Below are 13,374 nucleotides of genomic sequence, written 5' to 3'. Positions count from 1 at the left end.
TTTCAAGGAATCCAGAATGCATTCAAGACACGTCATCAACGCTTCGGTCAGCCCCAAAGGCAGCCTGGAGACTTTGTCCCAACGTGAAGTGCAACAACTCAGCGAAGCCGGTTCCGGCAGCATCTATGCCCTGTTCCGCCAGTGCGCCCTGGCCATCCTCAACACCGGCGCCCACGTCGATAACGCCAAGACCATCCTCGACGCCTACAAGGATTTCGAAGTCCGCATCCACCAGCAGGACCGCGGCGTGCGCCTGGAACTGCTGAACGCCCCGGCCGATGCCTTCGTCGATGGCGAGATGATCGCCAGCACCCGGGAAATGCTGTTCAGCGCCCTGCGCGACATCGTCTACACCGAAAGCGAACTGGCCAGCCAGCGTATCGACCTGGAAAGCTCCCAGGGCATCACCGACTACGTCTTCCACCTGCTGCGCAATGCCCGCACCCTGCGTCCGGGCGTGGAACCGAAGATGGTGGTGTGCTGGGGCGGCCACTCGATCAGCACCGAGGAATACCAGTACACCAAGAAGGTCGGCCATGAGCTGGGCCTGCGCAAACTGGACGTCTGCACCGGCTGCGGCCCGGGCGTGATGAAAGGTCCGATGAAGGGCGCGACCATCGCCCATGCCAAGCAGCGCATGAGCGGTAGCCGTTACCTGGGGCTCACCGAGCCGGGCATCATCGCCGCCGAGGCGCCGAACCCGATCGTCAACGAGCTGGTGATCCTGCCGGACATCGAGAAGCGCCTGGAAGCCTTCGTCCGCGTCGGCCACGGCATCATCATCTTCCCGGGCGGCGCCGGTACCGCCGAGGAGTTCCTGTACCTGCTGGGTATCCTCATGCACCCGGACAACCGCGAGCTGCCGTTCCCGGTGATCCTCACCGGGCCGAAAAGCGCCGCGCCCTACCTGGAGCAACTGCACGCCTTCGTCGGCGCGACCCTGGGCGACGCGGCCCACAGCCTGTACCAGATCATCATCGACGACCCGGCCGAGGTCGCCCGGCAGATGACCGAGGGGCTCAAGGAGGTCAAGCAGTTCCGCCGCGAACGCAACGACGCCTTCCACTTCAACTGGCTGCTGAAAATCGACGAAGGCTTCCAGCGTCCGTTCGACCCGACCCACGCCAACATGGCCAGCCTGCAACTGGACCGCGCACTGCCGTCCCACGAACTGGCGGCCAACCTGCGTCGCGCGTTCTCCGGCATCGTCGCCGGCAACGTCAAGGACAAGGGCATCCGTCTGATCGAGAAACACGGCCCGTACGAAATCCACGGCGACACCGCGATCATGCAGCCGCTGGATCACCTGCTCAAATCCTTCGTCCAGCAGCACCGGATGAAACTGCCGGGCGGCGCGGCCTACGTGCCGTGCTACCGGGTCGTGAGCTGACAGCCCAGTGATCACAGCCCCCGGCGCAATGCCGGGGGCTGCTGGCTGCCCCACAGAAAACGCCCGGCCAGCGGCCACCGCGAGCGCCCGGGGAACTCCCGGGCAGTGCCACGCATCCTAGATTGTGTAGTACTTCCTTTTCGCTTCACGCTGTCGGAGGACGCCCCCATGCGCCGCCTATTACTCGTTTCTTCGTTGTTGCTCTGTCTGCCCGCAGGTTCAGCCATGGCCCGTGTCGATGCGGGTGATGTCGCCACCTCCGCAGGGGTTTCCGCCTCACTGTACTCGACCTTCAAGGACGACAAGATGGTGATTCCCGCCCGTGACGACGCCTCCAGCTTCGTCGCCAGCGGCGGCGCCATCCGTGGCGTCTACCTGGAGTCGGTGCTGCAGAAAATCCGTCAGGAAAACCCAGGCCTCAACGCCAGCGATGAAGAACTGGCCAGGGCGATCCTCACTCAACAGGCGCAGCCCGCCGGGCACTGACGGCCGAAGCCGTCCTGCGCTCCGCGACCGGGACGTCGCGGAGCCTTATCCCCCCTCATCCCGCCTGAACCGCCGCGGCGGCGCTGGCGCGGCTGAACAGATCGCGACCGATGGCCCGGGCCGTGCGCAGATGCAGCGCCGGATCCTGGCTTTCCGATTCCAGCAGCAGCTCCGAGGTCAGCACCCGCGCCCCGCAGTAGTCGAAGATCCCGTGGTCGATCTGGGTCTTCATCGCCGCCTCGTAGCCGTGGCGCCCGTAAGTGCCGGCATCGGCCCCACCGACGCCAAGCAGATGCACCCGCAGATGCCCGAGTTTCTTCTCAAAGCGATTGGCTTCGAGGTTGAAATCGAATGCCCAGCCGTTGGCGAACACCCGGTCGATCCAGCCCTTGAGCAGCGCCGGCATCGACCACCAGTACACCGGATAGACCAGCACCAGCGCATCGGCGCGGTCGATGCGCGCCTGCTCGGCCAGCACGTCGGCCGGTGGCTGCTCCTGCCGGCGGTGGACCGCGTGGTCGGCGACGTTGAAGCGTGGGTCGAACGCCTCGGCGAACAGGTCGGCGATCTCGAACGAGTGGGACGGCCCAAGCCCCTGGGCAACCTGGGCCGCCAGGCTGTGGCTGAGGGAGCGGGGATCATGGTGGGCGACAACGATAAGCGCATGCATGGCGAAGACTCCTGCCGATGGAGGCAAATTGGATTGAGGGCGGCAACCAGGCCCTATATACTTTTGGTAAGTTACGAACAGTAAGTTACTTTTGGTATATAAGCATGTCAAGCACCCCCTCCGAGACTTCACCCCCCCGTCGCCGCCTGTCCCGCGAAGAGCGCCTGCAACAGTTGCTGGAAGTGGCCTGGCAATTGATCGGCGCGGAAGGCACCGAAGCCCTGACCCTGGGCCGCCTCGCCGAACAGGCCGGGGTGACCAAGCCGGTGGTCTATGACCATTTCGTCACCCGCGCAGGATTGCTGGCGGCGCTGTACCAGGACTTCGATGCCCGCCAGACATTGCTGATGGACGCCGCCCTGGACCGCAGCGAAGCGACCCTGGCCAGCCGCGCAGCGGTCATCGCCGGCTCTTATGTCGACTGCGTCCTGACCCAGGGCCGCGAGATCCCGGGGGTGATCGCCGCGCTGGCCAGTTCGCCGGAACTGGCGCGGATCAAGGAGGAGTACGAGCTGATCTTCCTGGAAAAATGCCGCGCCGCCCTCGCCCCCTTCGCGGCGCCCGGGACCATAGCCACGGCTGGCCTGCGGGCGATGCTCGGGGCGGCCGAGGCGCTGTCCCATGCCGCGGCCACCGGAGAAATCAGCCGCGAGCAGGCCCGCGACGAGCTGTTCGACAGCATCGTCGCCATGGTCGAGCGCAGTGCGCGGCGTGGCGCCGGCCCGGTCTAACCGGCTTCGCCTGCCACCGCCACGGCAGGTTTCATCGAGCCGAACCACCAGGTGACCAGAGCGCACAAGGCCATGACGCCGCAGGTGCCGACAAACACCGTGCGCATGCCGAAGTGCCCACCGAGAAAGCCCCCGGCCAGGGGGCCGAGCACCTGCCCGACGTACTGGCTGGAGGTCGAGTAGCCGAGCATCCGCCCGGCGATGTTTTCCGGCACCGAATGGCGAATGATGCTGGAGATGCAAGGCAACAGCCCGCCCAACGCCAGGCCCATGAGAAAGCGCAGCAGCACCAGTTGCCAGGGTGCGCTGACCAGCGCCTGGGGAATCAGCAGCAGTGCCGCGGCGGCCAGGCACACAGTCAGCACCCGCCAGTGGCCGATACGGTCGGCCAGCTTGCCCAGCTGCGACGCGGAAATAATGCTGCCCAGGGCCGCGGCGGACATCACCAGCCCCGCCATCAGGGTGACGTTTTCCGCCCGCAGTTCCTGCAGGTACACGGTGATGATCGGCTCGATGGACATGGTCGCGAACATCAGCAGGCAGGCCACCGCGAACATACTCAATACCGTTTTTTTGTCCGCTACGGACGCCCAGGAGTTGTCCGGCGCCTGGCCCTTTTGCGTGGCCGGGCGCGGCTCGCGCGGCGCCTCCTGCAGCAGAAAGGTGGTGGCCAGGAAGGTCACGAAGATCACCGCCCCGGCGATGAAGAAGGTGTTGCGGATGCCGATCAGCGGCGGCAGCAGACCACCCACCAATGGCCCGGCCAGGCTGCCGGCCATGATCCCCGAGGACAGCACGCCCAACGCCCAGCCGGAGCGCGCCTTGGGGGTTTGCGTGGCGACCAGGATGGTCGCCCCCGAGGCATAGCCGCCCAGCAAGCCCGCCAGCAGACGCAGCAACACCAGTTGCCAGACGTTCTCCGCCAGACCGATCAGCGACATGGCCACGGCCATGCCGAGGCTGGCGCGGATCAGCATCAGCTTGCGCCCATAGCGGTCACCCAGGCGGCCCCACAAGGGCGCGGTGATCGCCGCCGACAGGAAGGTCGCGCCAAACGCCACGCCGGACCACTGGACGATGGCCGCCGGATCGCTGACCCCCAGTTGCTCGACGTACAACGGCAGGAACGGCAGCAGCAGGGTCATCGCGACAATGGTGGTGAACGCCCCCAGGGCGCACACCGCGAGGTTGCGCTGCCAGTAGCGTTCGGCGGGAGACAGCGGCTGCGGGGTGGACATTGGGGGCGCTCCATCGGTCAGGGACGGGGCCACGCTACAGGCTCGATTGCGATAAATAAAATTCATGTTTTTTATGCAGTGGATTCCTTTAAGGAATCCGCGCAACGCCTGCGGTGATGCCGCGAGCCTGATGGATTCAGTCGCGCTTCCAGCGCTTGCGGGCATGCAGGTACGCCGCGAGGTCGCCGTAACCCAGCTGGGCCGCCATCTGGGCGCGGCTCTCGCCGAGAAACTCCAGTTGCTGCTCCAGCTCGGCGCGGACCTGATCGAGCAACTGGCGAAAGGTCATGCCCTGCTCCTCCAGGCGCCGACGCAAGGTGCGCGGGCTCTGGTACAGCGCCTCGGCCTGGTTCTCCAGGCTCGGCACCACGCCACGGGCCAGGCTGTCGCGCATGCTGGCCGCGACCTTGCCGGTCCAGCCGGCCAGTTGCAGGCGCTGGGCCAGGCGGCGGTCCAGCTCGCTGCGCAACAACGCCTGCATGCCGGCGTGGCGCGTCAGCAGCGGCAGGCGCAAGGTGGCCTGGTCGTAGTACAGGCAGTTGTGCGGGCAGTCGAATTCGAGGTTGTCGCCGAACCACTGGCGATATTCCTCGTGGTAAGCCGGTCGCGAATGGCTGAAGCAGGCGCGCACCGGTCGCACGGGTTGCCCGGTGCCGTGGCGGATCTGGGTCAGGGCCATGACGCAGTAATGCTCCACTACGTAGCGGGTCAGCCTGGCGGGCGCGTCGATGCACAGTTCGACACCGAGCAGATCGCCGTCGCTGACCAGCTTCAGGCTGTCCATGTCCGAGGCCAGCGCGGCGTAGTCGGCCCAGCATTGCATGGCGCCGCGCACGTCCGGGCAGTACAGGCAGATGTAGGCCAGTACGTGCAGGTCCTGGGGGGTGAATTCGCCGAACAGGTGCAGGCCGATGGCCGGGTCGCGCTCCGCCGCCAGGCGCCACAACTGTTCCAGTTCCAGCAAGTTGTAATCCTGGCGGTCGCCGCGGGTCTGGCGTTGCAGGACCCGCTCCAGCACCCGGCCGAGCTGGCCCCGGTGAAAACGGCGGACCGGCTGATTGGCCCCTTCGCCAGTGTTTTTGTCCAGTTCGCGCATAGGGTCCGGGCAGCTCTTGGTTTCTTATTGTTCGGGCAATGCCCATGTCGGGCCTGACTCGAGATTGCCATGAATACAACAATGCTCGCCAACAATCCAATCCTGGTCGTGGCCGGGATTTTCCTCGGTTTCATCCTCCTGGAAATCGCCTGTACCTGCTTTCGCCAACCCAAGGGTCAGCGTCGCGATGTGCTGATCGAGATCATCGGTTCCTCGCTATTGCTGGGCCTCACCTTCCCCCTGGTGATGTTCCTCAGCACCCTGCTGCTCGACACCTTCGCGCCGTCCCTGAAGAACAGCCTGGGCGACTTGCACTGGGTGGCGGGCGCGGCCCTGTTCCTGTTGCTCGATGACATGACCCAGTACTGGTGGCATCGCCTGACCCACCGCCTGCCGTTCCTCTACGCGCTGCACCGCGCGCACCATTCGGCGCCGTACATGAGCATCCGCATCGTCTACCGCAACAACAGCTTCTATTACCTGCTGATGCCGGGCATCTGGCTCTCCGGCGTGCTCATCTACCTGGGCCTGGCGCCGGTCTACTACGGCTACCTGATCGTCAAGATGACGGTGATCTTCGCCGCCCACAGCAGCGTCGCCTGGGACGACAGGCTCTATCGCATCCCGGCCCTGCGCCCGCTGATGTGGCTGCTGGAGCGGACCATCTCGACCCCTTCCACCCACTCCGCCCACCACGGCCTGAACGCCCATGACGGGGTGACCCATTACAAAGGCAATTTCGGCAATCTGCTGTTCTTCTGGGATGTGCTGTTCGGCACCGCGAAAATCACCCGCCGCCGCCCCACCGCCTATGGCATCGAAGATTTGCGTCCCATCAGCTGGCAGCAGGAACTGTTCTGGCCGCTGGTGCGCTCGCCCAAACCCGTGGCGCGTCCCGAAGCCAAGCAGGAGGTGGCGCAATGAGCCTGCATATCGCGCTGCTCGCCGGCTCCAGCCAGCTCGCCAGCCAGTCGGCCAAGGTTGCCCATTACCTGGGCCAACGCCTGCGCCAACTGAAACTCTGCGAGCAGGTCACGCTGCTCGACCTCGGGCGCTCGCCCTTGCCGCTCTGGCCAAGCCCGGACTCGAACAGCGCCTGGAGCCAGTACTCGGCCAGCTTGCTCCAGGCAGACGCGCTGGTGGTGGTGACACCGGAGTGGAACGGCATGGCCTGCCCGGCCATCAAGAACTTCTTCGTGTATGCCGGCCACACCGAGCTGGGGCACAAGCCGGCATTGCTGGTCGGGGTCTCGGCCGGCCTGGGCGGCGCCTACCCGCTCGCCGAACTGCGGGCCTCCAGCTACAAGAACTGCCGGATCTGCTACCTGCCGGAACAGCTGATCGTTCGCCAGGTGGAAGGCGTATTCAATGCGCATTCCGAGCCCACGCCTGAAGAACGCCACCTGCGCGCCCGCGCCGACTGGAGCCTGGAAGTCCTGGCCGAATACGCCGGCGCGCTGAAGCACCTGCGCTCGCGCATCGATATCCGCGCCGTGCCCTTCGCCAACGGAATGTAGCCACGCAATACAGGAAGTGACCGCTCCGGCGAGGCGCCCTGCCTCCCCGGCGCCGTGAAGAAATTCGCTTTCGCCAGGGCCCTTCCCCGCCAAACTGTGGCTACAGTCTTAGGAGCCGTCACGGGCTTGGGCGCCCTGCTGCACGCGGGCAAGTCCATGAGCGGCCTGACAAAGACACGGGCAAGGGTGAACCTTATCGCCGCCTGCCCGGTCGATAGATGCAATCTGGCCAGGTTTGGCGATAAGCCCCCGTTTCTTCCAATGGGGCGTCGTATGGCTGGTTTCATTTCCTGGAGAACGCCCGTGATAACGACCCGACACATCGCCAGTCTCAAAGCCTGGGGCGCCCATGGTTTCACCGCGACCGGCGTGGTCACGGCCTTTCTCGCCACCCTGGCGCTGTTCGACAACCAGCCCAAGGCCTGCCTGCTGTGGCTGGGCGTGGCGCTGATCGTCGATGGGGTCGACGGCTCGCTGGCGCGCAAGGTTAATGTGCAGTCGGTGCTGCCGCATTTCGACGGCTCGGTGCTGGACCTGGTGATCGACTACCTGACCTATGTGTTCATCCCGGCGCTGTTCATCTATCGCTACATCCCGCTGCCGGACTACAGCGCGCTGCTGGCGACCTCGGTGATCCTGGTGTCGTCGCTGTTCTGCTTCTGCAACGTCAACATGAAGAGCAAGGACAACTATTTCGTCGGCTTTCCCGCGGCCTGGAACGTGGTGGCGCTGGCGCTGTACATCCTTGCCCCGACACCCTGGCTAAGCCTGTCGAGCATCGTGGTCCTGGCGCTGCTGACCCTGACCCGGATGAAATTCCTCCACCCCTTCCGCGTGCGCCGCTTCATGCCGGTGAATATCGCGGTGACCGCCATCTGGCTGCTGTGCAGCCTATCGCTGGTGATCAACCATCCCTACAATGGCCCGTGGGTGATGGGCTTGTGGCTGGCCATGTCGGCGTACTTCCTGGGCATCTGCATCTGGCGCACCGCGCTGGGCTGGTTCGACCGCGCGCGAACCTGAACCACTGCTGTATCCCTGACCGCAACGAGACTCGACATGCTCTACCGCTTCGCCGCTGACGCCCTGGTATCGCTGCACTTGGCCTTTATCCTGTTCGTACTCTTCGGCGGCCTGCTGGTGCTCAAGTGGCCGCGCCTGGCCTGGCTGCACCTGCCCGCCGCGACCTGGGGCGTGGCGGTCGAAGTCTTCCACCTGCCCTGCCCGCTGACCGAGTGGGAAAACCGCCTGCGCCACGGCGCCGGCCAGCAGGGGTATGGCGACGGTTTCATCGAACACTACCTGATCCCGCTGATCTACCCGGCCGGGCTGACGCCGCAGATCCAGCTGGGCCTCGGCGCGCTGGTGCTGCTGATCAACGCTCTGGTCTACGGGCGCCTGTTGTGGCGGCGCCGGCAGCCTTGAAAAAACCGACGGCGTGGCTGGCGAATCCCGCGCCACAGCCTGCCCCGTCTGTGTATATTTCCAGGCAACCCCATGGGCAACGGCGATCCGCGATCGCTTCGAGTGGAGTCCATAGATGCCCGATTTCCAGATCCGCCAGCCCTGCCCTCCCGGCGCCTGCGATTGCGAGCGCGAGCGCCTGCTGCAAACCCCTGGCACCGACCTGCGCATCCTCGGCCTGACCCGCCAGGAAGAAAAGCGCCTGCTCGAGCGGCTGGAAAACCTGCAAAGCCTGAGCGACCTCGAACACATGCAGCGACGGATGTACGAACTGCTGGGCATCCGCGTACAGATCGCCCCCAGCTTCAACGAAGTGCGCAGCATGCGCGGCATCGCCATCCAGCTCGATGAACTGCCGGGCCTGTGCCGCAAGACCCGCCAATCGATCCCCGCCGCCATCCGCCGCGGCCTGGAAAAGAACCCGGAAATCGCCTACCGCCTGCTCGACGCCCACGACCTGTTGCGCGACGCCTGAACTGGAATCCCCTATGAAACCCATCGTCACGACCAACCCCTTGATCGTTATCAGCGACACGCTCGACAGCACCTTCGAAACCCTGCTCGACATCGGTCTCGCCACCTTCAATGAGCAGATGACCGGCTACAACGATCGCCAGCCGCTGGCCGTGGAACTCAAGGACCCGGAGACCGGCCAGGTCCTGGGCGGCATCAGCGGCCGCACCTCCCTGGGCCTGTTGTTCATCGACCTGTTCTACCTGCCCGACAGCCTGCGCGGCGCGGGCCTCGGCGCCCGACTGCTGCAGGCTTGCGAAGACGAAGGCCGGCGCCGCGGCTGCCGCTCGGCCGTGCTCTACACCCTGAGCTTCCAGGCGCCGTCGTTCTATGAAAAACACGGCTGGCAACGCTTCGGCGAGGTCGCCTGCGATCCCGAAGGCAGCAGCCGGGTCTTTATGAGCAAGGTTTTGTAGGCGGCCAGGGCTGCCTAGGCCCGCGCTGGCCACGCCGCCGAACGCCTGCCCCATCGCGTTAGCGTTCTTCGCGCGCAAGCTGCGCTCCTACAGAAGCGCAAGCTTCGGCACTCGCCTACGAATCAACTCGCACCGGCCTGGAACTTCTTGCGGTACGCCGCCGGCAGCAGGCCGACCCGTTGCTGGAACAGCCGGCGAAACGAGTTGCTGTCTTCGTAGCCCACCTTGTAGGTGATGCTGTCCAGGGTCATGCGCGTGGATTCCAGCAGCTCCTTGGCCTTTTCCAGGCGCAGGGTCTGCAGATAGGCCAGGGGCGTGTAGCCGGTGGCCTCCTTGAAGCGGCGCTTGAAGTTCCGCACGCCAAAGCCGAAGCGCCGGGCCGTGTCGTCGATCAGCAGCGGCTGGTCGAAGTGTTCCTCCAGCCAGTCCTGCACCCGCAGGATCTCGCCATCGCCGTGGCTCTTGGGCAACGACCACATGACATAGACCGACTGCTCGCTGCGCACCTTGTCGATCAGCAGGTACTTACCGCACTTCTGCGCCAGCTCCAGGGACGCGAAACGCCGCACCAAATGCAGCAGCAGGTCCATGGCCGCGCTCGCGCCGCCGCTGGTGATCAGGCGATCGTCCTCGCAGAGGAGCTGCCCCTCGTCCAGCTCGACCCCGGCATAACGCCGCCGGAACAGCTCGGCAAAAGCCCAGTGGGTGGTGGCGCGGGCGCCCTTCAATAGGCCGGCTTCGGCCAGCAGGAAGGTGGCGGTGCACATCGAGGCCAGCACCGCGCCTTGGGCATGCTGTTGCCGCAACCAGGGCCCATGCCTGGCAAATGCCGGCAAGGCTTCCTTCAAGGTGAAGAGAAAACCGGGGATCAGCACCAGGTCGGTCCGGGCGATCTCGGCCACCGAACGCTGCACCCGCAGCGCCTGCCCGCCCCAGGCGCTGACATCGGCGCCATCCAGCGAAGCGACCACCACCTCGAACGGCGCGCTGGCGCTGTCGGCGAACAGGTTGGCGGCGCTCAGGACTTCCAGGGCCAGGGTGGCGCTGGCGGCGGAACAGTGATCGGCCAGAAGCAAGGTGACGTGCATAGTGGATTCCGTTGCGCTTTTCGCATGAAAAATGTCATTTGCGCACCTAGCTTAGCCGATCCCCCTTGCCTAAAGTGCGGCCATCCTTTCAATCATCGGTGTACTCATGAATCTCTGGTTCCGCATGCTGCTCATGCTGTTTCGTCGTCCGTGGCGCAAGCCGGTCGAAGGCCTGGCCACCACCGTCGTGCGCATGCGCGTCTGGCCGCTCGACCTCGACCTCAACCGCCACGTCACCAATGGCCGCTACTTCACCCTGGCCGACCTCGGGCGCATGGATTTTGTCCTGCGCAGCGGCGCCTATCGCGTGGCCCTGCGCCACAGGGCCGTGCCGATCGTTGGCGATGTGTGGGGCAAGTTCCGCCGTGAACTGAAGCTGTTCGAAGCCTTCGAGATCCACAGCCGGATCCTCGGCTGGGACGAGAAATGGAGCTTTATGGAACACCGCTTCGTGAGCAAAGGCCGGGTGATCGGCGTGGTGGTGATGCGCGGGCTGTTCCGCTCGGCCAAAGGCACGATTGCCCCCGGCGAGTTCGTCCACGAACTGGGCATAGACATATCGCCCGAGTTGCCACAGTGGCTGCAAGACTGGTCGCAAAGCTGCGACGATATGAGTGTTCAGTTGCGCGCCGAGGAAGATCCAGCGCGTTAAGGCGGTTCGCAGAAACAACAACGCCATGGCCGACCCAGGTCGACAATGGCGTTGATGCGCGACAGCCAGCGCTTGAGCGAGCGCGACGCCGTAATGGCACCGCGCCCGCCCGTCACTCAGTGCGGGGCGCGGGGGATGGTCTTGAGCAGGTCTTCGGGGCTGATGTGGCCGACCACGCTGCCCGGTTGCGGCATGTTGAGGATGTGGCCTTTCATCTTGCCGATGATGTGCATCTCGCACGGCTTGCAGTCGAACTTCAGGGTCAGCACTTCGTCACCGTGAATCAGCTGCATCGGCGCCACCTTGGTGCGCACGCCGGTGACGCCCTTGGCCTGTTTCGGGCACAGGTTGAAGGAGAAACGCAGGCAGTGCTTGGTGATCATCACCGGCACTTCGCCGGCCTCTTCGTGGGCCTCGTAGGCCGCATCGATCAGCTTCACCCCATGGCGGTGATAGAAATCGCGGGCCTTCTGGTTGTAGACGTTGGCCAGGAACGACAGATGCGATTCCGGGTACACCGGTGGCGGCGTGGTCTCGGCCTTGCGGCTGCCACGCGGGTGAGCGGCGATCCGCGCGGCGGTCAAGGCTTCGATCACTTCCCGGCGCAAGGCCTTGAGCTGCGAGTTGGGGATGAAGAATGCCCGCGGCGCATCGAGCTTGATGTCGATGGCGTGGTACTGCGTGGTGCCGAGCTGGCCGAGCAGGTCGCGCAGCTGCTCCAGCGCCTGTTCCGGCTTGTTGGCGACGCCGAACGGGCCGTTCAGGGTCACGCTGGCGCTGATGCCTTCTTCGCTGGTCGCGGTCACTTCCAGCTGTTCTTCGCGCAGGCGCGCGACCCAGCTCAGGGCCACGCGACGCTCGGACGAAGTCTTCTGCAGGGCCTGCTGCCAGTTGTGATCGAGGTTTCGGTTCAGCGGGTGGTTCGGCCGCAGCTTGTACAGGCCTTCCGGCATCTCGTTAGGCTCGACGCGATAGCGATAGCGCTTCTCGCCGTCCTCTTCGAACTCGCCCTTGGGCTCGGCGATGTTGGCGCGGAAACCCACCACTTCGCGCTTGACCAGCACGTTGAGGCCGTCGCCGTTGGACAGCGGCTCATGGGTCACCACTTGCAGGTCGCGCTTGGCGACCTTCTCGACCACGCCCACCGGCAGGCCGGTAAAGGTCGGTGAGTCGAAGGCGCCAATGTCGATCTTGCGATCGGTGACGAAATAATCGGTGCTGCCGCGGTGGAAAGTCTTTTCCGGGTCGGGCAGGAAGAAGTGCGCGGTGCGGCCGCTGGAAGCGCGGGCCAGGTCGATACGGTCTTCGAGCACGTCGTCCAGGCGCTGGCGGTAATAGGCGGTGATGTTCTTCACGTAGCCCATGTCCTTGTAGCGCCCTTCGATCTTGAACGAACGCACGCCGGCCTCCACCAGGGCGCGGATGTTGGCGCTCTGGTTGTTGTCCTTCATCGACAGCAGGTGCTTCTCGTAGGCAATCACCCCGCCCTTTTCGTCCTTGAGGGTGTACGGCAGGCGGCAGGCCTGGGAGCAGTCGCCACGGTTGGCGCTGCGGCCTGTCTGCGCATGGGAGATGTTGCACTGGCCGGAGAAGGCCACGCACAGCGCGCCGTGGATGAAGAACTCGATCGCCGCGTCGGTCTCGTCGGCGATGGCGCGGATTTCCTGCAGGTTCAGCTCGCGGGCCAGGACCAGTTGCGAGAAGCCGGCCTGGTCGAGGAACTTGGCCCGGGCCAGGGTGCGGATATCGGTCTGGGTGCTGGCGTGCAGCTCGATCGGCGGAATGTCCAGCTCCATCACGCCCAGGTCCTGGACGATCAACGCATCGACGCCCGCGTCGTACAGCTGGTGGATCAGCTTGCGCGCCGGCTCCAGCTCGTTGTCGTGGAGGATGGTGTTGATGGTGGTGAAGATCCGCGCGTGGTAACGGCGGGCGAACTCCACCAGCTCGGCGATTTCGCTCACTTCGTTGCAGGCGTTGTGGCGCGCGCCGAAGCTCGGGCCGCCGATGTACACGGCGTCGGCGCCATGCAGGATGGCCTCGCGGGCGATGGCGACATCGCGGGCAGGGCTGAGCAATTCCAGGTGATGCTTGGGCAAGGACATATTTTTTT

The 13,374-nt window shown here is 65.1% G+C and carries 15 protein-coding genes; 10 read left to right on the top strand and 5 right to left on the bottom strand.

Annotated features, from left to right (window positions below; translation table 11 throughout):
• Positions 1–16: 16 nt before the first annotated feature.
• On the top strand, positions 17–1,390 hold the full coding sequence (ppnN, locus tag BMY68_RS03925) for a nucleotide 5'-monophosphate nucleosidase PpnN (RefSeq protein WP_007924984.1): 1,374 nt from the start codon (positions 17–19) through the stop codon (positions 1,388–1,390).
• Positions 1,391–1,558: 168 nt separating this feature from the next.
• Positions 1,559–1,876: a DUF2388 domain-containing protein gene (locus BMY68_RS03920; protein ID WP_007924983.1), complete on the top strand. Its 318-nt coding sequence runs from the start codon at positions 1,559–1,561 to the stop codon at positions 1,874–1,876.
• Between the two features lie 55 nt (positions 1,877–1,931).
• Here BMY68_RS03920 and BMY68_RS03915 read toward each other — a convergent pair whose 3' ends face one another.
• Complete coding sequence (locus BMY68_RS03915) at positions 1,932–2,546, bottom strand: NAD(P)H-dependent oxidoreductase (RefSeq protein WP_085530473.1); 615 nt, start codon at positions 2,544–2,546, stop codon at positions 1,932–1,934.
• A 104-nt stretch (positions 2,547–2,650) separates the two neighbouring features.
• Between BMY68_RS03915 and BMY68_RS03910 the strand changes: the two genes are divergently transcribed.
• Positions 2,651–3,277 carry a TetR/AcrR family transcriptional regulator gene (locus tag BMY68_RS03910; RefSeq protein ID WP_062825405.1) on the top strand — a complete coding sequence of 209 codons (627 nt, stop codon included), beginning with the start codon at positions 2,651–2,653 and terminating at the stop codon, positions 3,275–3,277.
• On the opposite strand, the gene BMY68_RS03905 is transcribed toward BMY68_RS03910, so the two are convergent.
• Together BMY68_RS03905 and BMY68_RS03900 are read right to left on the bottom strand one after the other, a co-directional pair.
• Positions 3,274–4,515: an MFS transporter gene (locus BMY68_RS03905; protein WP_062825404.1), complete on the bottom strand. Its 1,242-nt coding sequence runs from the start codon at positions 4,513–4,515 to the stop codon at positions 3,274–3,276. The genes BMY68_RS03910 and BMY68_RS03905 overlap by 4 nt on opposite strands.
• Before the next feature lie 136 nt (positions 4,516–4,651).
• Positions 4,652–5,611, bottom strand: coding sequence for an AraC family transcriptional regulator ligand-binding domain-containing protein (locus tag BMY68_RS03900; protein WP_085530472.1), 960 nt, complete (start codon positions 5,609–5,611; stop codon positions 4,652–4,654).
• Between the two features lie 69 nt (positions 5,612–5,680).
• Here BMY68_RS03900 and BMY68_RS03895 point away from each other — a divergent pair, with 69 nt between their 5' ends.
• The 6 genes from BMY68_RS03895 to BMY68_RS03870 all read left to right on the top strand — a co-directional run bounded on the left by BMY68_RS03895 (position 5,681) and on the right by BMY68_RS03870 (position 9,521).
• Positions 5,681–6,535 carry a sterol desaturase family protein gene (locus BMY68_RS03895; RefSeq protein ID WP_085530471.1) on the top strand — a complete coding sequence of 285 codons (855 nt, stop codon included), beginning with the start codon at positions 5,681–5,683 and terminating at the stop codon, positions 6,533–6,535.
• On the top strand, positions 6,532–7,128 hold the full coding sequence (locus tag BMY68_RS03890; RefSeq protein ID WP_085530470.1) for an NADPH-dependent FMN reductase: 597 nt from the start codon (positions 6,532–6,534) through the stop codon (positions 7,126–7,128). Before BMY68_RS03895 ends, BMY68_RS03890 begins: the two co-directional genes overlap by 4 nt.
• A 303-nt stretch (positions 7,129–7,431) precedes the next feature.
• A complete protein-coding gene (gene pcsA, locus BMY68_RS03885) occupies positions 7,432–8,151 on the top strand; it encodes a phosphatidylcholine synthase (protein WP_007924962.1) in 720 nt (239 codons plus the stop codon).
• 36 nt (positions 8,152–8,187) lie between these two features.
• Complete coding sequence (locus BMY68_RS03880) at positions 8,188–8,553, top strand: DUF2784 domain-containing protein (RefSeq protein WP_009043256.1); 366 nt, start codon at positions 8,188–8,190, stop codon at positions 8,551–8,553.
• A 115-nt stretch (positions 8,554–8,668) separates the two neighbouring features.
• The gene (locus BMY68_RS03875) at positions 8,669–9,067 is read left to right on the top strand and encodes a hypothetical protein (protein WP_007924960.1); all 399 of its coding nucleotides are present in this window, start codon (positions 8,669–8,671) and stop codon (positions 9,065–9,067) included.
• 13 nt (positions 9,068–9,080) lie between these two features.
• Complete coding sequence (locus tag BMY68_RS03870) at positions 9,081–9,521, top strand: GNAT family N-acetyltransferase (protein ID WP_085530469.1); 441 nt, start codon at positions 9,081–9,083, stop codon at positions 9,519–9,521.
• Positions 9,522–9,643: 122 nt separating this feature from the next.
• Here BMY68_RS03870 and BMY68_RS03865 read toward each other — a convergent pair whose 3' ends face one another.
• Complete coding sequence (locus BMY68_RS03865) at positions 9,644–10,609, bottom strand: GlxA family transcriptional regulator (RefSeq protein WP_009043243.1); 966 nt, start codon at positions 10,607–10,609, stop codon at positions 9,644–9,646.
• 106 nt (positions 10,610–10,715) lie between these two features.
• On the opposite strand from BMY68_RS03865, the gene BMY68_RS03860 reads away from it, so the two are divergent.
• Positions 10,716–11,261, top strand: coding sequence for a thioesterase family protein (locus tag BMY68_RS03860; protein ID WP_009043242.1), 546 nt, complete (start codon positions 10,716–10,718; stop codon positions 11,259–11,261).
• Positions 11,262–11,377: 116 nt separating this feature from the next.
• On the opposite strand, the gene BMY68_RS03855 is transcribed toward BMY68_RS03860, so the two are convergent.
• Entirely contained in the window at positions 11,378–13,366 is a 1,989-nt protein-coding gene (locus tag BMY68_RS03855; protein WP_085530468.1) for a peptidase U32 family protein, read from the bottom strand.
• Positions 13,367–13,374 lie beyond the last annotated feature (8 nt).

The sequence above is a fragment of the Pseudomonas sp. NFACC41-3 genome, from assembly GCF_900109505.1.
Classification (GTDB): Bacteria; Pseudomonadota; Gammaproteobacteria; order Pseudomonadales; family Pseudomonadaceae; genus Aquipseudomonas; species Aquipseudomonas chlororaphis.
This window is presented reverse-complemented; position numbering and strand designations above follow the sequence as displayed.

Excerpts from the sequence above, each read along its gene's own strand:
- BMY68_RS03865 (WP_009043243.1), bottom strand. The coding sequence starts at position 10,609 with ATGCACGTCACCTTGCTTCTGGCCGATCACTGTTCCGCCGCCAGCGCC.
- BMY68_RS03860 (WP_009043242.1), top strand. The coding sequence starts at position 10,716 with ATGAATCTCTGGTTCCGCATGCTGCTCATGCTGTTTCGTCGTCCGTGG.
- BMY68_RS03920 (WP_007924983.1), top strand. The coding sequence starts at position 1,559 with ATGCGCCGCCTATTACTCGTTTCTTCGTTGTTGCTCTGTCTGCCCGCA.
- ppnN (WP_007924984.1), top strand. The coding sequence starts at position 17 with ATGCATTCAAGACACGTCATCAACGCTTCGGTCAGCCCCAAAGGCAGC.
- BMY68_RS03900 (WP_085530472.1), bottom strand. The coding sequence starts at position 5,611 with ATGCGCGAACTGGACAAAAACACTGGCGAAGGGGCCAATCAGCCGGTC.
- BMY68_RS03870 (WP_085530469.1), top strand. The coding sequence starts at position 9,081 with ATGAAACCCATCGTCACGACCAACCCCTTGATCGTTATCAGCGACACG.
- BMY68_RS03910 (WP_062825405.1), top strand. The coding sequence starts at position 2,651 with ATGTCAAGCACCCCCTCCGAGACTTCACCCCCCCGTCGCCGCCTGTCC.
- BMY68_RS03855 (WP_085530468.1), bottom strand. The coding sequence starts at position 13,366 with ATGTCCTTGCCCAAGCATCACCTGGAATTGCTCAGCCCTGCCCGCGAT.
- BMY68_RS03875 (WP_007924960.1), top strand. The coding sequence starts at position 8,669 with ATGCCCGATTTCCAGATCCGCCAGCCCTGCCCTCCCGGCGCCTGCGAT.
- BMY68_RS03915 (WP_085530473.1), bottom strand. The coding sequence starts at position 2,546 with ATGCATGCGCTTATCGTTGTCGCCCACCATGATCCCCGCTCCCTCAGC.
- BMY68_RS03895 (WP_085530471.1), top strand. The coding sequence starts at position 5,681 with ATGAATACAACAATGCTCGCCAACAATCCAATCCTGGTCGTGGCCGGG.
- BMY68_RS03890 (WP_085530470.1), top strand. The coding sequence starts at position 6,532 with ATGAGCCTGCATATCGCGCTGCTCGCCGGCTCCAGCCAGCTCGCCAGC.
- BMY68_RS03905 (WP_062825404.1), bottom strand. The coding sequence starts at position 4,515 with ATGTCCACCCCGCAGCCGCTGTCTCCCGCCGAACGCTACTGGCAGCGC.
- BMY68_RS03880 (WP_009043256.1), top strand. The coding sequence starts at position 8,188 with ATGCTCTACCGCTTCGCCGCTGACGCCCTGGTATCGCTGCACTTGGCC.